Raw genomic sequence first — 17,559 nt, 5'->3', positions numbered from 1 at the left:
TGAAAAAGTGGTCAGCTAGTTAGTTGTTTTATGGGTTCAAAAACAACAGGGCGACCGCTGTCAGAGATTGACGCGATAATAAAGCGTGCTAATACGCTCGTTTTTGCATTCTCTCCTTGTATAGTGATTGTCTGAGTAAATTCCGTTTTAAATTTGCTTATTGAACGGCATTGGGTTTCAACCACAGCTGTCATTCCACTTTTAAGAGGGGATTTGTAATCGATTTCTGCGCGCATGACCACCAGATGGACGCCTGACTGGGTGATGACAGCAAAATCTAGTCCCTTGTCTTTGATAAAGGTATGTCGGGCGTGCTCAAGGTAATTTTGATACACGGCATTGTTTACAATACCCTGCATATCACATTCATAATCACGAACTTCTATGACGGTGGTGTGCTGCGAAGTGTTATCCATTCGTTTATTCATTTTCTAAGTTAACGACTGGCCGTTCGATTGCGGCCCTGACGCTTTGCATTATCCAGATAGCCGCTAGCTCTCGCAATAAGGTTGCCTGGTGTTTCTTGTCCAATAATGGTGGCGACACCAATTGATACGCATATTTTTTCAATAACGCCTTCGCCGGCTTTGTTTTTTAAACGCTGTCGATTTAAGTAAGATCTTATATTTTCAGCATATTCAGTTGCGTAGTCTAAGGTTGCTTCATGAAGAACAACAGCAAACGTTCCTCCTTGTAAGCGAGCGATAGAAGCATTTTCCAGCTTCTTTTTTTGCAAGATGCGGGCAATGTTGCATATCAATCCAGTTCCAGCCCTACGTCCATGATTAATATTGATTGCTTTTAAATGATCTATGTCGAGCAGTAAAAGCGATAGATCATCTTCTGAACTTGGGATCAGGTTATAAAGCTGCCTCTCAAGCCCCTTCTGATTTAACAATTGCGTGAGAGGGTCTAAATCAACGCTATTTTTAATCTCATCTAGCTCAGCTTTGATTTGTTGAATCTCTTGGTTTACTTGATTCAAAGACTGTGAAAATTGCTCGGCGTCAGCCAATGCTTTTTTCGTTCCTTTATCAAGAAAACTTACAACCTTTTCGAGATGTTTATGACGATCTGCTCGTGATAAAACTCTACGGCTCTTGCTGACAACCCCTTCGAGCTCCTGCAAGCTTTCCGTCATGATGTATGTGTTGCTTGATACGTTGTTGACTAATTCTTCTAGCTTATCTTTGTGCTCATTGTTGTAACGAGCCTCCTCAGCGACTAGAAATTGGTGGAAAAGCTCTTTCGACATGAAGCTTGGTAGACTGCCAAGCTTACCAATGGTTGAATCAACTAATTGATTTAGAGTAGGGGAGGTTTTTCGAACGTACTCGTACCATATGCCGTAATTATAGGGCGTGGGCGCGATATCCATTTTTCGCATCAGCGGAACGGCTTTTTGCAAAAGCGCATTAGCTTGACGAGGACTATCCGGATGCATTCAAACCTCTTTTATGAATTTGCATTCACATAAATTTAACAATAAGGATCAAAAAATCAAAACAAAAATCATTGATATTTAGCGTTTTTTTTTGACTAATTCGTATAGCTTAAGTTACATAAATGACAAATTGTAGCGAAATGTAAGCTAGCCGCCAGAAATTTTAGCTGAAATTCCTCTTTCGCTGAGCAAGCTTAATATTTTAGATCGTTGGTCCCCCTGGATTTCAATGACGCCATTTTTTACCGCTCCGCCCACACCGCAATGGTTTTTAAGTATTTTTGCTAGTTCTTTCAGATCTTCTGCAGTCATAGCCAGTTCTTTAACCAAAGTTACACCTTTTCCTTTCCTACCTTTAGTTTCAAGCTGAATCTTTACTTTTCCAGAGCCTAGAATTGCGGAGCTATCATTGCATTGGCAATCGTCGATGGCGTAATCACATTCTGGGCAGATACGACCTTGGTCTGTCGAATAGACAAGTTTATTTTTCATGATAGGTTCTCAGTTACTTGGATGTTTCTCTAACCAGCTCAATAGGCTTTGCATGTCTTGCTCAAGGGGCGCTTCGATAGACAGCGTCGATTGAGTGGTTGGGTGTTTAAAGGTTAGCGACTTAGCATGTAGCATTAAGCGTAGGTCTTCAGACCAGTGTTGACGCATGACTTGGTTATGATGCCTGCAACCATAGCGAGTATCGCCAAGAAGCGGATGGAAGACGTGTTTAAAGTGTCGTCTGATCTGGTGCGTGCGTCCTTGTTCAGGCTTAACTTCAACTAGACTAAGGCGCATTTTCGGGTAGCGGCTTACTGGTATATTAATTTCATAACGTTTTAAGGTTTTGAAATGACTGACAGCAGGCTTTTCAGTGCCCTCGATCTTAAAGCGAGAACGACCTTTTTCTTCGTTGAGTTTGGCAAGAGGGTAGTCAATTGTACCAAGTTCTTGCGGATAGCCTCTCACAATCGCTTGATACACCTTGTCAGTAGTTCGAGCCATAAACTGCTCGCCTAGTGCCCCCGCTACATCCTCTTTCAGGGCCATTACCAGAACACCAGACGTTGCTCTATCCAGGCGATGTATTGGGTAAACCCATTTGCCCAATTGCTCATTTAATCTTTGCACTACGGCGTCTTGCTCATGTTTGGCTAAGTCGGTGCGATGGACGAGCAGTCCACTGGGCTTGTTGACGACGACCAGGTCGTCATCAAGGTAAAGTATGTCTAAGGTCATTCCGATTACTGATCAATAAAAGCGGCCATGTTATCACAGGCGATCTGCAGTAGTCGTGTCATTGCACTGTGACTGGCCCAAGCAATATGAGGTGTCAGAATAAAATTGGGGTAGTGAGCGATGGCTTGAAGTGGATGATCTTTTGGCATTGGCTCAACGGTGGCTACATCAAATCCAGCTCCAGCGATTTGTTGCTGTTTTAATGCGATGACAAGAGCGGTTTCATTCACTAAGCCGCCACGGCCAGTATTAATTAGAATGGCGCTTGGTTTCATTTTGGCGAATGTCGCTTCGTCTATTACGTCACGCGATTGATCCGTTAGGGGGCAGTGCAAGGTAATGATATCCGCTTGTTTAATCGCCTCTTCAAACGCGACATAACCGTCTCGTACATTGGCGGCCTGTTTGTGCTCAGCAAAGATGACATTCATGCCAAATGCTTCTGCAATGGTCGCGACGCGATTGCCTAATGCGCCTTTGCCGATAATACACAACGTACTCTGGTTCAAATCTAGGATCGGGAAATCCATAAAGCAAAAGAACTCAGAGGACGCCCATTGTCCTTGTTTTACCGCTTCACGATATCGAGTTAGGTTGCGTCGTAGCTCTAAAATCATCGCAAAGGTGTGTTCTGGTACACTGACGGTAGAATATCCAGCAACATTTTGGACAGCGATTCCTAATTCTTGGCAAGCCTCTAAGTCAACATTGTTCATCCCCGTCGCCATCACTTGAATCAACTTTATGGAAGGGCATTGTTCGAGTGTAGCTCGGCTAAGTACAACTTTATTCGTCATTACGATGTCGGCGTCACGTATTCTCTCGACAACATTTTCAGCGCTGGAGTTATGGTATTGCTGAAACTCATCCACTTTTTCAGGTAAGGGGATGTCTATTTGCTCAGGAAATGATCCACGATCCAAAAATACAGCTTTCATCGTAAGTCCTTATTATTTGTTAAATAGTGGCAAAAGGGTTGGTGTAATGTTGTTTAAAACAACAGGTTGGCCCTTAGCATTAGGATGAAGCCCATCATTTTGCATCAAGCTTGGATCGAGTGCGACATTTTCCAGCATAAAGGGGACATATGCGATCTGATATTGCTCTGCTAACTCTTTGTAAAGGTTGAAAAACTGAGTGGTGTAGGTGCGACCATAATTACTGGGTAAATGGTTCCCCAAAAGGACTATGTCGGCAGAGTGTTGCTGAATAAGCTCAATCATAGAAGCAAGGTTCTGCTTGGCTTGATTTAATGGGTAGCCTCGTAGGCCATCATTAGCGCCAAGCTCTAGAACAACCCAAGTTGGCTGATGTGTTTCAAGCAGTTTTGGAAGCCGAGCTAATCCGCCTTGCGTCGTTTCGCCACTGATACTGGCGTTGATGATCGTTATATCAGGGTGGCTTTGATTTATTTGTTCGCCAAGTAAACTTACCCATCCTTGTTGTTGTCTTAAGTTATACGCAGCACTTAGGCTGTCCCCAAATACCATTAAGGTCTTTGCTTGAGCGTTGGCAGCGAAGATCGAGAAGAAACAAAGTAACGAAACAATTAATTTAGACATCATAGGCAATCCACTTATGCAGGACACGGAAATTTTATCAGCTTTAACAATAGAAAAGCTTAATCATTCTGTTGCAACAAGCAACGGTGAATTGGACATACTAAAAGGAATAAATCTGTCAATTCGTGATGGCGAGTCCGTTGCGATAGTGGGGGCCTCTGGTTCTGGGAAGTCGACATTACTGGGTTTGATGGCGGGTCTTGATCAGCATACACAAGGTTCTATCCGTTTGTATGATCAGCCTCTTGAGCAATTGGATGAAGAGGGGCGAGCCGTGTTGAGAGGGCAATATGTCGGCTTTATTTTTCAATCATTTCACTTACTACCTAGTTTAACAGCCCTGGAGAACGTCATGTTGCCCAATGAGCTGAAAGGTGATCGCAGCGCCAAAGACCGCGCGCAATCCCTATTAGAACAGGTGGGACTGTCACACCGTATGAGTCATTATCCACGGCAACTGTCAGGGGGTGAGCAACAGCGAGTTGCCATTGCCCGCGCTTTTGCCTCGGCGCCCAAAATACTGTTTGCCGATGAGCCGACAGGTAACCTAGACAGTAAAAACGGTGCCTTAGTAGAAGATTTGCTCTTTGAATTAAATCAAAAACAAGGCACCACGTTGGTTGTTGTCACTCACGATCCAGAGCTTGCCGCACGCTGTGATCGCCAAATTGAAATTCACGATGGCGAACTCAAGGAGTCCTAATGTTTGCATGGCGATTACTGTTAAGGGAATGCAAAACTGGAGACGTGCTGACATTATTGGTTGCGCTCGTGTTGTCCGTTGCAACGGTAACGGGCATAGGCTTGTTCGTTGACCGTTTGCAGCAGTCATTTGAAGTGCAGTCTGCCAATTTGTTAGGCGCAGACCGTAGTGTGCGACGTGATGACCCCATTCCCACAGAATGGATAAATCAGGCTCAAACAGAAGGGCTTGAAACCGCTCAAACGGCTTCGTTTTCTTCGATGGTGTTCAGTGACCAAGGTCTACAACTGGCTCAATTGAGTGCCGTGTCTAGTAACTACCCATTACGTGGGGAGTTTCTGGTCGATCAGCAAATGTTTGGTACCGGTGTTTCGACTAAAGCCGCGCCTGCGTCTGGTGAAATCTGGCTCTCCTCGCGTTTAGCGAGTTTATTGGGGGCTGGTATTTCGGATGAGGTCCGTGTCGGGGAAGTGTCACTTCGAGTGACCAAGTTCTTAGTCCGTGACCCAGGCAGTGCATCGTCAGCTTTTGCCATTGCTCCAAGGGCAGTGATGAATCAGGAGGACTTGGCTTCCACGCAGATCATCATTCCAGGGGCTCGCGTTCGCTATGCGTTTTTGTACGCGGGTGAAGTAGAGAATCTTGAACGTTTCGACGCCAGCTTAAGGCCTATGTTGGGTGAAGGGGAACGAATTCGTACTCCTGTCGAGCGTGGTGAGCGTGTGGGTAATACGGTCAATCGTGCTGAGTCTTTCTTGTTGTTAGCTGGCACTTTGGCGGTTGTTATGTCTGGTGTTGCGATGGCGTTGGCGTCCTCTCGTTATGTAAAAAGGCATCTCACACAGTTTGCCGTCATGAAAACGATGGGGGCGACACCTAAAAAACTGTCATCTCTTATGGCGATCCAAATTACGGCTATTGTTCTGTTTGGTATCATAATTGGTTCTGGCTTAGGGCTGTTGGTACAGGCACTGATAGCCGATTTGCTGTCATCTTTGATGAATGCAGAATTACCGTCTCCGAGCTGGAGTAAACTATGGTTGGGAGTGGCGACGGCTGTTATTTCCACCTTGGCATTCTGTGCACCATTGCTCGCTAGGTTGGTCAGCGTACCTCCGCTTACAGTCCTACAACCTGCTGCTGCATTACCCATGCGTTCAACGTCCTTGCTGTTGTTTGGTTTGGTGGGTATGTATGGCCTGATGATTATCTACTCTGGAGGATGGCAGTTGCCTTCCATCCTAATGGTTGGTTTAGCGGTTGTGACAGCACTGGTGTTCATCGTGGGTTGGGGCATGTTTGCGTTAAGTCGCAAACTCTCTAAACAATCGACAACTGGCTGGCAAGTTGGCTTAGCTGCTTTGCATAGACGATTAGTCTCTAACTTGTTCCAGCTATTAGTGTTTACTTTGATCATTATGCTGAGCTTGATCTTGATCGGTGTGCAAAGCAATCTGGTCCGTGATTGGCAAGCGCAAGTGCCAGAAAATACTCCTAATCATTATTTGTTTAACGCCCAAGTTTCTCAAGTTGAAGATATTAGACAGTACACGCAAGAAAACGGGTTAGCTACTTCTGATTGGTTCCCAATGGTTCGTGGGCGCGTGATTAAGATTAATGGAGAAGACGTAGAATCGTTATACCCTAATAGACGTGATGAGCCTGAAATTGCTGAACGTGAGTTGAACCTGACCTGGGCTGATCAAATCGGAGAAGGCTCGTCATTGTTAGAAGGAGATTTTAGCGCACAAGGGATCTCGATTGAGCAACAAGCGGCGATCGAAGCAAATGTGGGAATCGGCGACGAGTTGACCATCAGTATTGGTGGGCTTGAGTACACCCTGCCAATTACCTCTATCCGCTCTGTAGACTGGCAAAGTATGCAGCCAAACTTCTACTTGATCTTGCCCAAAACCGTTTTGTCTGATTATCAGGCGAACTACGTTAGCAGTGTTTTCTTAGATCAGACCAATGCAGCTGACTTTTATCGCTTTATGTCTAATTACCCAACGGTGTCGATGTTAAATATTGGTGAGCTGTTAAAGCAAGTCCAAGACATTATTGCGCAATTGGCGAATGCTTTGAAAATTGTACTCAGTTTCATCTTAGGTGCTGGCGCTCTAGTCTTGGTTGCCAGTGTGCGATCTACACTAGATGAGCGTTTACAAGAAGGCGCCTTGCTGCGCACTTTGGGGGCAACGAAACAGATAGTGGGCCAAGCTTTATTGGTGGAATTTGGTGCGTTAGGTTTGTTTGCGGGTGTGATTGGCGCGGCGGGAGCAGAGATGGCTTTGGTTGGTTTGCAGTACTTCGTTTTTGAAATGGAAATCGCGTTTCACCTGTCTCTCTGGCTGATTGGCCCGATTGCTGGATGGGGAATTGTGACAATTATTGGTGTATTTGCGAGCCGAGCTGTGCTAAAAGTGCCGCCCATTCGTTTATTGAGATCCATATAAGTACACTTATACATGTTTGAAACGCAACAAGGTTACATTGTCAGTCGTCACAGTAGTGATGAAAACGGTCGATTATCGATCCATTATTATGTGAAGACTGACAAGGCGACCGTTAAAGTCACCATTGCCAATCCTGAAACATTATTTTTTACCAATGCACCTGTCGAGGCGATTGCAACAGATGTCCATGGTGTTGACTGTGAGCCTAGCCAGCTCAAGACTTTTTCTCATGATGAAGTAACAGTCGTACGTTGTCAGAGTTTGCTATTGCAGCAGCAAATGGTGGCAATGGTGAAGAAGTTAGGTTTTACCGTCTATGAAGAAGATGTGAAACCAGATGACCGCTACTTAATGGAGCGTCATATTCGAGGTAAGGTGACGTTTATCGGTCAGCCTGACGCTTCGGGGCAAAGCTTCAGCGAAGCCCGATTGAAAGCGGGAGAGTACGAACCTGCATGGCAAGTCTGGTCTTTGGATATAGAGACCTCTGTTACCCGCAATGAGTTGCTGTCGATTGGTATCACATCCGGTGATAGAAAAGTTGTTCTAGTGGTGTCGCCTGAGCAAACGGATTTAGAGAACGTTTATACCTTTGCGGATGAACGCAAGCTGTTGATGGCTTTTATCAAGTTTGTCAGAAAGCACTCTCCAGATATTATTATTGGCTGGAATGTGATCGGTTTCGACCTAATGTTTTTAGACCAGAGGTTTAAGGCATTAGGCATTAAGCCTGCTTTGGGTGTGCAAGGTGAAACGTGGCGTGTTCGAGAAGCCAAAGAGAGTGGTAAGGTATTTGCTAACATAGCAGGTCGCGTTGTGTTAGATGGCATTACCATGCTTAAAGTGGGCGGTTACCACTTTAATTCTTACAGCCTTAACAATGTTAGCCAAGAGTTATTGGATGCTTCCAAGTTGTTGACAGGTGGTGATCGTTGGCAAGAAATTGAACGTATGCACCGAGAAGAGTTAGCAAACTTCGTTGCTTATAATCTTCAAGATTGTGTGTTGGTTGAACAAATCTTTGCCAAACTCCAGTTAATCGAATTACAGCAAACCCGCGTTGATTTAACCGGGATACCTCTCTCACAAACTGGCGGCTCAGTGGCATCGTTTGAAAACCTATACCTACCTCGTTTACACCGAAAAGGATGGGTGGCGCCGGCATGGAGTGATGACAAATTCGTGCCAAGCCCAGGTGGTTTCGTGATGAACTCTGTACCGGGGTTATACAAAAATGTCTTAGTGTTCGACTTTAAGAGTTTGTATCCAAGCATTATCCGAACTTTCTACGTGGACCCACTTGCACGAGTAGTTGGGCAAGCACTATCTCAAGAAGAAGGTGTTGTGCCTGGTTATCGAGGGGCTTCTTTCCAGCGTCAATTTGCGATCCTGCCAGAACTCGTTGCTGAGTTAGCGCATTCTCGCGAACAAGCTAAACAAGATGGCAACGACATCTTAAGTTACGCCATTAAAATTATCATGAACTCTTTTTATGGGGTTCTGGGCTCGTCTGTTTGCCGTTTCTATCATGCGGAACTGGCTAGCTCTATCACCATGCGTGGTCATGAGTTACTGGGACGTAGTAAGCAGTGGATGGAAGAGCGCGGCGCCAGGGTCATTTATGGTGATACCGACTCTCTTTTTATCACGTTGTCTGATGAATTAAGTGAAGAGCAAGCGTGGGAAGCGGGTAAACAACTGTGCGCAGTAGTTAACCAATGCCTGTCTGAATGGTGTGGTGACTATGCTGACATTGAGTCACATTTAGAGCTAGAGTTTGAGACGCTGTATACCCGCTTCTACATGCCCACTATTAGAGGTCAGGAAGAAGGCTCCAAAAAACGCTACGCGGGTTTATCTGGTGGCAAACTTATTTTTAAGGGGTTGGAAGCTGCCAGAAGTGATTGGACGCCATTGGCGAAACGTTTTCAGGTAGAGTTGTTTGAGCACTTATTCTTCGATAAAGACCTTAATCATTATGTGAGTAGCTTTGTAGCAGACTTGCTGGAAGGTCGCTACGACAGTGAGCTAGTCTATACCAAACAACTTACTCGACCATTGTCGAAATATACGAAAACACAGCCTCCCCATGTACGTGCAGCCCGAATGATTGATGAACAGCGTGCTCAGCAAGGGTTGCCACCTGAATACGACCGCGGTCGTAAACGTGTTCAATATGTTTACACCTTAAGTGGCGTTTCACCTTTTTTAGATGAGCAAGCATTAGACTCTCTGGATTATCAGCATTATATCGATAAACAAATTTTGCCTATTGCGGAAGGCGTTTTTCAAATGCTTAACTTGGAAGTTGCTGATATACTGACCCCACAGTTTAACCTGCTATAAAATGTAAGGTTATTATTTAGTGTAAATTCGTTTAAGGCACACGATTCTCGTGTGTCTGCGCTAGTAGCGCAACGCAACTTTATGGATTGACAGTTGAGTAGGGTTCTAAAATGGCATCTCCCCCTAAACGTGTAATAACCCAAGATCGCTTACGCAGTGCAGTGCAAAACCTTCTGCTTGAAACAGATTGGAGTGAAATCACGGTTCAGCATGTATCTGCCAACGCTGGTGTCAGCATTGGTACGTTTTACAATTATTACGATAGCAAAGATGAGGCGTTGGCAGATGTTCGTCAAAGCCTTTCCTTGGTAATTAAAAAAGACCTAAACAGTCTACTTTCTACACAGACGTCAGTTGAAGCACGTATTTCACTGCTGTTGAAATACTTTGTGAACGTGTTAAACACAAAGCCAACTTGGGCTAGCTATTTCTACAAGGCTGATAATTTTTCAGGGCGCCTAGAAGGTGGGCTAGCATCATTGTTAGAGCCGTTGGTGCTTGAAAGTATTTTGTCTCAGAAAGGCCATGTGAACGATGCAAAAATGACGGCATCGTTTATTGAAAATGGCTTTTTCCCTTTGCTCAAATCTTGTCATCAACAAGACTCACAGTTATCTGAGGAGCAAGCGACTCAGATCATTATCGTTGCGCTTTCTTCATTGGGCCTTGTTGGTGATACCCTTTTCAGAGCCGCAAGCTTGGTTTGCCCAGTGACACCCCTTGCTGCACTGCCGCAATCTATATACGAATTGGAAAATAACCAAACTGGATATGCATAATATAACGCTCTACGGTACGTTAGGATGTCATTTATGCGAGGAGGCTGAAGCATGGCTTGCGCACTTTTATCCTCAGTTGTCCTATATGCAGATTGATATCGCTTGTGATGAGCGTTTGGTTGAGCAGTACGGTATAAGAATTCCGGTCCTTGCAGTAGGCTCTATCGAGCTAGATTGGCCATTTAATTTGGAGCAACTCCAAGATGTAATGCTTAATCATGCACGTATATTGGAGTCGTCTTCTAGTGCTGGCCAAGTGCAGTCTTCAACAAGGCGTGTCTTAAAGCCCATCAGTTAAGAACAGTTGTCGCGTGTTAGCGGCCGTGATCTCTTTTACCTTTTCTAGATCTGTTTGCTTGTGATTAGCTACCGCCTCAGCAATATAATTTAGATATTTAGGGTGGTTGCGTTTAGGTCGCGGGCGTATTGTTCTGGGTAATAAATATGGCGCGTCTGTTTCAATAAGAAGGCGATCCAAAGGAAGATATTGTAATGCTTCAACCAGAGATTGATTTCTTCTTTCATCTAGCAGCCAGCCTGTAATGCCGACCATTAAGCCCAAATCTAAATAGGCTTTTAATTGTTGTGTATCCCCCGTGAAACAGTGGATGACCCCGCCGTGATCCAAAGGCGTATTATTGAGGCGCAATGTTAGCTCGTCAAAAGCGTCACGTTCGTGAAGATAAGCAGGGCGTTTGACAATATTTGCTAGCTCAAGCTGAGCATCAAAGGCAGTAATTTGTTCCGATGGTGAAGAATAGTTTCTGTTGAAATCCAATCCCATCTCGCCAACGGCAATGGCTTTCTCGTGATGTTTGAACAGTGATATCAACTCTGCTTGGTGTGAATCTGTCCAAGTGGAAGCGTAATGAGGGTGGCAACCTAAGGTGAAATGCATGCTTTGATAGGTCGAGCACAGGTTTGTCAGCTTATGCGCTTCCTCTAAGTTAGAGGCAATGCAGATAATGCCTTCAACGCCCTCTTCAAGGTATTCCTGTTCGAATTTACTCAAATCTTCTAGGTAAGATGCATGATCCAGGTTGACGCCAATGTCAAACATGATATCTCCATGATAAGGTGATTTTAGAGGAGTGTAACAGTGTCTTGTAACGTTGCCGAAGTGTTTCTATAGAATGCGTGTAGATTTGTATGAAATTCTTTATAGATCATGACTTAAGGGTTTTTACATGCAAAAAATTACTGTTATGTTTGTTAGAATTAACTATCATGATAAATATAAATCTGAGAGTTTGTAACTTACGTTTCGGAGTATGCTATGGCGGGAATGTTAGAAGCGGTTGACCAAAGAACCCAACTTGTTGGTGAAAACCGGCTTGAACTATTGATGTTTCGCCTTGGCGGTATGCAGTTGTTTGCGATCAACGTATTCAAGGTGCAAGAGGTAGTTCAGCTGCCACGTTTGAATTTAATGCCTCATCGCCACCCATCTGTGGCAGGCGTGACGCACTTTCGTGGTCGAACAATCCCTGTTATCGACTTGTCTGAGTCGATTGGTTTACGCCCGATCGACAAAGATAAACCATGTAATCTAATCGTGACTGAATACAATAATACGGTTCAAGGGTTTATGGTGGGTGAGGTTGATCGAATCATAAACATGAACTGGAGTGAGATCCTTCCGCCGCCAGACGGCACAGGGCGTCAGCACTATCTTACAGCGATCACTCGTGTGAATGATCGATTGGTGGAGATTATTGATGTTGAAAAAGTCCTTGCTGAGATTTCTCCATACGATACGAACATTTCCGACGAGGTAATTGACCATGATTTATTATCTTTGGCGAAAGGCTTAGAGGTTCTTGTTGTTGACGACTCTTCTGTTGGTTTGGCGCAATGTAAGTCAACCTTGGACCACTTAAACATCAAAGTTCACTCTGCTACAGACGGTAAGCGTGGACTTGATCTTCTGAAGAAATGGGCAGGAGAAGGTGAGGATGTACCTAACAAGCTGTTAATGATGATCACCGATGCAGAAATGCCTGAAATGGACGGATATCGACTAACGAGAGAGGTTCGTGAAGATCCGCGCTTGAAGGACTTATATATCGTTCTGCATACATCATTGAGTGGTAGCTTTAACAAGGCGATGGTTCAGAAGGTTGGTTGTGATGACTTTTTGTCTAAGTTCCAACCAGATAAGCTGGCTACCATCATTCAAGAACGTATTCGCAGTGTTGTTGAAGCTGAGTAATTAGAGAATGATCACCTTGAGCAGTCTCAAGGTGATTTAACCTATGTTGTTATTTTATATTTTTTTAGCCAGCTTTGCTGGTGCGCTAGTCAGCAAGCCACTTCGTATTGATCCTATCCTGATTATTTTGCCAAGCTCGCTGCTATTAACTGACGATACACTGAGCTTTTTGAATGTATTCATTAGCCTGTTTCCCTGCTTGCTACTGTTTTCATTGTCTTTGGTTTATCCGAATAGAAAAGAGCTTGAAGTCGAACGTATCACTCGAATGGCTGCCGGGGTCTCATTAGGTGGTTTTATCGGTGTTCAGTGTTTATTTCTTTTGCCATTTTCGCTGACTAGTTTGATTTTACTCATGGTAGTTGGGGCAGTCTTATCACTGATTGTCAGTCGGTATCGTTGCTTGAACAGTTTATCAATATCGGGGCCTCTGTCTTTATGGTCAGGGCTGATCTTGGAGATAGGTCAAACCATCAGTCTGTGTGTTGGTGGTTGGATATTGTCTGGATTACACCAGCTCACCCCAGTTAATCGTTATGTACTTTGGTGTATGGCTATGATAGGTGCCTTAATTGGTTTTGTCGCGCTCCCCCCAGACGAGGTTAGCTATGGTATTTCTTGGCCAGTCATGTTGGCCAATGGCTTAGGGTTGGCGGTCGGTGCTTTGGTGTTAAAATATGTCCTTGTTTCAAGGTTTGAATCCAAAGTACTGCAATGGACCGTACTGGCGATGTGCTTAAGCGTATGGGGGCATGTCTTGGTGAAACATTTTATATTACCTAGTTAACGGGAAAAGTATGAGTTTGGATACCCAAAAAATAGGGGTGCTGTTAATGAATCTCGGAACGCCCGAGTCGCCAACTCCTGGTGCGGTACGACGTTATTTAAAAGAGTTCCTATCCGATCCAAGGGTTGTGGACGTAAATCCATGGATTTGGAAACCCATCTTAAATGGTGTAATTCTAAATATTCGTCCCAGAAAAGTAGCCAAAGTCTATCAAGAAGTATGGATGGACGAAGGCTCTCCATTGTTAGTGTTGGGACAAAGGCTAGCGCATAAACTTGATCAGGCATTGAATGATGATGGAGAGCAACGGTTCGTTGTTTCAATGGCTATGACCTATGGTCAGCCAAGCGTTGAAGCATCAGCGAAGCTTTTCCGTCAACATAACGTCGATAAGATTTTTGTTTTGCCGATGTACCCGCAATTTTCTCGCTCAACGACCGCAGCGGCCTATGATCGACTGATGTCTTCGCTAAAGCGCTGCCCGCACTGGCCGGCTTTATCACTGATGCAAGATTACGCTGACCATGAGCAATACATCGATGCCTTAGTGAAAAGTATTCAGGCACAATGGCAAGCACAAGGTGAGCAGCGCCACTTGATGTTCTCTTATCATGGTATACCTAAGCGTTACGTGATTGAAGGAGACCCCTACCAATCACGTTGTGAAGCCACTACAAAAGCGGTTGTAGAGCGACTAGGTTTGCAAGAGTCTGACTATACTCATGCCTATCAGTCTCGTTTTGGGCGAGAAGAATGGTTAAAACCTTATGCTGATGAAACCATTAAGGGTTTACCTGCAAAGGGGGTTACTAAACTGAATATGATCAGTCCAGCTTTCTCAATCGACTGTATTGAAACGCTGGAAGAAATAGATATGCAATTACGTGACGAGTTCACAGACGCAGGTGGTCAAGACTTTGATTACATTCCAGCGCTAAATGATAGCGATGATCATGTTGAACTGTATAAAACTTTGGTGCTTGAAAACACCAAACAATGGATGAAGTAGATTTGCAAAAGCCCATAATTACAACCATAGCCTTTGATGCTGATGACACCTTGTGGCGTAACGAAGACGTTTTTCTCAGTACACAACAGTATTTCGTAGAAATGCTGTCTTCTTATCACTCAAAGGAATACATTTTAGAAAGGCTTAACGAAGTCCAAATCTCAAATCTGTCGAACTTTGGCTACGGTATAAAGGGCTTTACGCTTTCACTGATTGAAACTGCAATTTCATTAACTGAAGGTCGCATTACTGGATATGAAGTACATGAAATTATCCAGTTGGCGAAGCAGATGTTGGCAGCGCCTGTTCATATGCTACCAGGTATAGAAGATCTATTACACTCCTTAAAAGGTAAATGCCAATTGATGGTAATTACGAAAGGGGACTTGTTGGATCAAGAGGGGAAGCTGGCTCGGTCTGGTCTAGGTGAGTACTTCGATTGGTATGAGGTAGTTAGCAATAAAAAAGTGGCTAATTACCAAAAGGTCTTTGAGAGTTTACAGTTAGCGCCGAGTGAAGTCTTAATGATAGGTAATTCTTTACGCTCGGATGTGTTACCAGTATTAGATGCTGGAGCTCATGCGTTACACGTTCCATATCATACGACTTGGAGTCATGAACAAGTAACAGACGAAGAGTTGAAGCAATACCCAGATATTCAATCCGTGTCGTCGGCATCGGAAATCGAAAGTTGGATAAGAAATCACTTCCATTTGATTGGAGAGGTTAGATCATAATGTTTAAAAAACTATTATTGCCTTGCTTGGTATTGACCCTATCCGTGACTGCTCCCGTTCACGCCAATGAAACGTGGGACGCAATTAAACAATCAGCTTCTAATGCGGCGGAAAAGACTCGTGATGTTGCTGGAGATGTGGCTGACCGTACTCGTGAAGTAGCGGGTGATGCCGTGGATCGTTCGAAAGAAGTGGGTCAAGACATTGCTGATAGTAAGGCTTGGAAAAAAACTAAAGAAGTTGGCAATGCAACAGCCGATGCTGCACGCAATGGTGTAGATAAGGTTAAGTCCTATATCAACTCACAGAAATGTGCAGAAGAAGATAAGCTTAATTGTACATCGGAGTAGTCACCCTTGAGTCAAGACGAAGGCAACGATCAACTTACTCATACATCCAGTGCTTGGGAGGAGGAGTTTTTAAGCCATGATAGCACTGGTTATATCGGTGCGCCGAGTAAACGTTATCGTTGCCCTAAGTGTCAGCACCCATTAGTTCTAAAGAAAGGTAAGAACGGATCGTTTTGGGGGTGTGAGGATTTCCCACGTTGTGACTACACTGCTAATGATGAAGAAGGGCGTCCAGTTAGGGCTAAAAAGTTCTTTTGTCCACTATGTGGTGGGCAATTGCGTAAGAAAACTTACTCTGAAAATGTATTTTGGGGCTGTAGCAATTACCCCGAATGTAAGGCTACGTTAGATGATGTGAACGGAGAGCCTGCCTCAGCCCGCAAGTATCCGTGTCGTGCTTGCGGTCACTATCTGGTTCGTAAGAAAGGGGCAAAAGGGCATTTTTGGGGGTGTATCAAATACCCTGAATGTAGACATACCTTACCTGATGATAATTGTCAGCCAGTGCCCAGAAAGCTTCGCGGCTAGTATTCCACAAAAGCGTTTTAAGTTAAGTCTTTTAAAGCATATTCGATGGTTGGAAATTCGAAGCTGAATGATGCCTCCTCTAATGCTTTGGGGATTACCTTTTGACCTTGTGTTAGCAAGCAGCTCATTTCGCCAAATATTCTGTCAAGCAACCAAGACGGTGTTGTGAGAAGTGCTGGTCTATTCAATGCATCTGCGTAAGCTGTGGCAAACTGCCCTTGAGTGATGGTCTGCGGGGCTACTAAATTGTAGTGTCCAGAGTACGACTCTTGCTCTATGGCTGTCACAAGGAAGCGACACACATCATGGATATGTATCCATGGAAAGAATTGCTCACCGGTCGCTATCTTACCGCCTAGTCCCATCTGGAATGGGAGTTTCATTTTGGCCAAGGCACCGCCATGGCCTAACACCACTCCTAGCCTAAAAATAATTGTTCTGACACCATGGTCCTGCAAGTGGGCGGCTTCTTGCTCCCAAGCTGCACACAACTCGTGTGTAAAGCCTCCATTGGGATCGCTTTCTTCGCTGAATGTCTTGATGCTATCAAAGCCGTAATAGCCCACTGCAGAGGCATTTAAGAGTATCTTTGGCTTAATAGTGAGCTTGCTAAAGAGAGCTTTGGTAAAGCCAACTCGACTGTTATAGAGCGTTTCCTTACGTGAAGCACTCCATCGTTGAGCTGCAATATTCGCCCCAGCAAGATTGATGACGACATCAAAATTCTCTCCAGGTAATTCATCTAAAGTGATCTTTCGCACGTAAGAGGGAATTGAACTTTGGTGCTTATGAATAAGCGCAACCGATTCGTAACCGGCAGCCGTCAATAACGGATAAAGGTTGCTAGCGATAAAACCATTCGCTCCCGTCACTAAAATTCTCATTGCTCACTCCTTAGAAGGATGGTTTTTTAAGTGTACGACATTTTTTGAATGTTAGATCAGCAGGATTTTTACGCTAGGACAAATGAAAATCGCTAGTCCCTTCTTTTTAAAAGGGTTAATCGGTAAAATACACTCCTCAACATAAGGTATGAGCATGCAACTAGAGCAATTTGACCACATTATTTTACTAGCACATGGAAGCAGCGATCCCCGTTGGAAGGTGCCATTTGAGCAGTTATTGTCGAGGGTTACTGGTGTCGTGTCTGAAGATAAGGTAACGTTGGCTTACATGGAATTGTGCAAGCCTTCTATCGAAGATGTTTTGCAAATTTTACCAAGTGAGACTGCTCAGATCGCCGTATACCCTTTGTTCTTCGCACAAGGTAGACATTTACGTGTTGATGTACCTGAGCAACTTGCACAATTAAATACTGAACATCGCACTCTGACACTGCTTGACCCGATCGGGGATGATCCTGAGGTGGTTGCGGCAATGGAGCAGGCTATTCTCTCCAAGCTGACGTCAGAGTGA

Annotated in this window: 20 protein-coding genes; 12 read left to right on the top strand and 8 right to left on the bottom strand. The window is 44.4% G+C overall.

Features of this window, described 5'->3' with window-relative positions:
* Nucleotides 1–11 precede the first annotated feature (11 nt).
* The 6 genes from ACXAC1_RS18395 to ACXAC1_RS18370 all read right to left on the bottom strand — a co-directional run bounded on the left by ACXAC1_RS18395 (nucleotide 12) and on the right by ACXAC1_RS18370 (nucleotide 4,239).
* Complete coding sequence (locus ACXAC1_RS18395) at nucleotides 12–416, bottom strand: acyl-CoA thioesterase (RefSeq protein WP_475063400.1); 405 nt, start codon at nucleotides 414–416, stop codon at nucleotides 12–14.
* A gap of 20 nt (nucleotides 417–436) precedes the next feature.
* A complete protein-coding gene (locus ACXAC1_RS18390) occupies nucleotides 437–1,408 on the bottom strand; it encodes a GGDEF domain-containing protein (RefSeq protein WP_475063399.1) in 972 nt (323 codons plus the stop codon).
* 183 nt (nucleotides 1,409–1,591) lie between these two features.
* Nucleotides 1,592–1,936, bottom strand: a complete 345-nt coding sequence (locus tag ACXAC1_RS18385) for a translation initiation factor (protein WP_475063398.1) — start codon at nucleotides 1,934–1,936, stop codon at nucleotides 1,592–1,594.
* 9 nt (nucleotides 1,937–1,945) lie between these two features.
* On the bottom strand, nucleotides 1,946–2,674 hold the full coding sequence (locus tag ACXAC1_RS18380) for an RluA family pseudouridine synthase (RefSeq protein WP_475063396.1): 729 nt from the start codon (nucleotides 2,672–2,674) through the stop codon (nucleotides 1,946–1,948).
* A gap of 5 nt (nucleotides 2,675–2,679) precedes the next feature.
* A complete protein-coding gene (locus tag ACXAC1_RS18375; protein WP_475063395.1) occupies nucleotides 2,680–3,612 on the bottom strand; it encodes a D-2-hydroxyacid dehydrogenase in 933 nt (310 codons plus the stop codon).
* Between the two features lie 12 nt (nucleotides 3,613–3,624).
* Nucleotides 3,625–4,239: an arylesterase gene (locus tag ACXAC1_RS18370; protein WP_475063393.1), complete on the bottom strand. Its 615-nt coding sequence runs from the start codon at nucleotides 4,237–4,239 to the stop codon at nucleotides 3,625–3,627.
* 13 nt (nucleotides 4,240–4,252) lie between these two features.
* On the opposite strand from ACXAC1_RS18370, the gene ACXAC1_RS18365 reads away from it, so the two are divergent.
* The 5 genes from ACXAC1_RS18365 (at nucleotide 4,253) to ACXAC1_RS18345 (ending at nucleotide 10,818) form a co-directional block, all read left to right on the top strand.
* Entirely contained in the window at nucleotides 4,253–4,939 is a 687-nt protein-coding gene (locus ACXAC1_RS18365; RefSeq protein WP_475063392.1) for an ABC transporter ATP-binding protein, read from the top strand.
* Nucleotides 4,939–7,395, top strand: coding sequence for an ABC transporter permease (locus ACXAC1_RS18360; RefSeq protein ID WP_475063390.1), 2,457 nt, complete (start codon nucleotides 4,939–4,941; stop codon nucleotides 7,393–7,395). Before ACXAC1_RS18365 ends, ACXAC1_RS18360 begins: the two co-directional genes overlap by 1 nt.
* A gap of 12 nt (nucleotides 7,396–7,407) precedes the next feature.
* A complete protein-coding gene (locus ACXAC1_RS18355) occupies nucleotides 7,408–9,741 on the top strand; it encodes a DNA polymerase II (protein ID WP_475063389.1) in 2,334 nt (777 codons plus the stop codon).
* 110 nt (nucleotides 9,742–9,851) lie between these two features.
* A complete protein-coding gene (locus tag ACXAC1_RS18350; protein WP_475063387.1) occupies nucleotides 9,852–10,520 on the top strand; it encodes a TetR/AcrR family transcriptional regulator in 669 nt (222 codons plus the stop codon).
* Complete coding sequence (locus tag ACXAC1_RS18345) at nucleotides 10,513–10,818, top strand: glutaredoxin family protein (RefSeq protein WP_475063386.1); 306 nt, start codon at nucleotides 10,513–10,515, stop codon at nucleotides 10,816–10,818. Before ACXAC1_RS18350 ends, ACXAC1_RS18345 begins: the two co-directional genes overlap by 8 nt.
* Here ACXAC1_RS18345 and ACXAC1_RS18340 read toward each other — a convergent pair.
* Nucleotides 10,801–11,580 carry a TatD family hydrolase gene (locus ACXAC1_RS18340; protein ID WP_475063384.1) on the bottom strand — a complete coding sequence of 260 codons (780 nt, stop codon included), beginning with the start codon at nucleotides 11,578–11,580 and terminating at the stop codon, nucleotides 10,801–10,803. The genes ACXAC1_RS18345 and ACXAC1_RS18340 overlap by 18 nt on opposite strands.
* Before the next feature lie 216 nt (nucleotides 11,581–11,796).
* Here ACXAC1_RS18340 and ACXAC1_RS18335 point away from each other — a divergent pair, with 216 nt between their 5' ends.
* Genes ACXAC1_RS18335 through ACXAC1_RS18310 form a run of 6 tightly spaced genes read left to right on the top strand, consistent with a single transcriptional unit; the run spans nucleotide 11,797 to nucleotide 16,143 of the window.
* Nucleotides 11,797–12,732 carry a chemotaxis protein CheV gene (locus tag ACXAC1_RS18335; RefSeq protein ID WP_475063382.1) on the top strand — a complete coding sequence of 312 codons (936 nt, stop codon included), beginning with the start codon at nucleotides 11,797–11,799 and terminating at the stop codon, nucleotides 12,730–12,732.
* A 43-nt stretch (nucleotides 12,733–12,775) separates the two neighbouring features.
* Nucleotides 12,776–13,519 carry a hypothetical protein gene (locus tag ACXAC1_RS18330; protein WP_475063380.1) on the top strand — a complete coding sequence of 248 codons (744 nt, stop codon included), beginning with the start codon at nucleotides 12,776–12,778 and terminating at the stop codon, nucleotides 13,517–13,519.
* Nucleotides 13,520–13,529: 10 nt separating this feature from the next.
* Nucleotides 13,530–14,528, top strand: coding sequence for a ferrochelatase (hemH, locus tag ACXAC1_RS18325; RefSeq protein ID WP_475063378.1), 999 nt, complete (start codon nucleotides 13,530–13,532; stop codon nucleotides 14,526–14,528).
* Between the two features lie 2 nt (nucleotides 14,529–14,530).
* Nucleotides 14,531–15,265 (top strand): HAD family hydrolase, encoded by a 735-nt coding sequence (locus ACXAC1_RS18320; protein WP_475063377.1) that lies wholly within the window; start codon nucleotides 14,531–14,533, stop codon nucleotides 15,263–15,265.
* The gene (locus ACXAC1_RS18315) at nucleotides 15,265–15,615 is read left to right on the top strand and encodes a hypothetical protein (RefSeq protein ID WP_475063376.1); all 351 of its coding nucleotides are present in this window, start codon (nucleotides 15,265–15,267) and stop codon (nucleotides 15,613–15,615) included. Before ACXAC1_RS18320 ends, ACXAC1_RS18315 begins: the two co-directional genes overlap by 1 nt.
* Nucleotides 15,616–15,621: 6 nt before the next feature.
* Entirely contained in the window at nucleotides 15,622–16,143 is a 522-nt protein-coding gene (locus tag ACXAC1_RS18310; protein WP_475063374.1) for a DNA topoisomerase family protein, read from the top strand.
* Nucleotides 16,144–16,160: 17 nt separating this feature from the next.
* On the opposite strand, the gene ACXAC1_RS18305 is transcribed toward ACXAC1_RS18310, so the two are convergent.
* Nucleotides 16,161–17,027, bottom strand: a complete 867-nt coding sequence (locus tag ACXAC1_RS18305; RefSeq protein ID WP_475063372.1) for a TIGR01777 family oxidoreductase — start codon at nucleotides 17,025–17,027, stop codon at nucleotides 16,161–16,163.
* Between the two features lie 154 nt (nucleotides 17,028–17,181).
* On the opposite strand from ACXAC1_RS18305, the gene ACXAC1_RS18300 reads away from it, so the two are divergent.
* On the top strand, nucleotides 17,182–17,559 hold the full coding sequence (locus ACXAC1_RS18300; RefSeq protein WP_133559865.1) for a sirohydrochlorin chelatase: 378 nt from the start codon (nucleotides 17,182–17,184) through the stop codon (nucleotides 17,557–17,559).

It is taken from the genome of Marinomonas sp. AWM4_232 (assembly GCF_056158325.1).
This window is presented reverse-complemented; position numbering and strand designations above follow the sequence as displayed.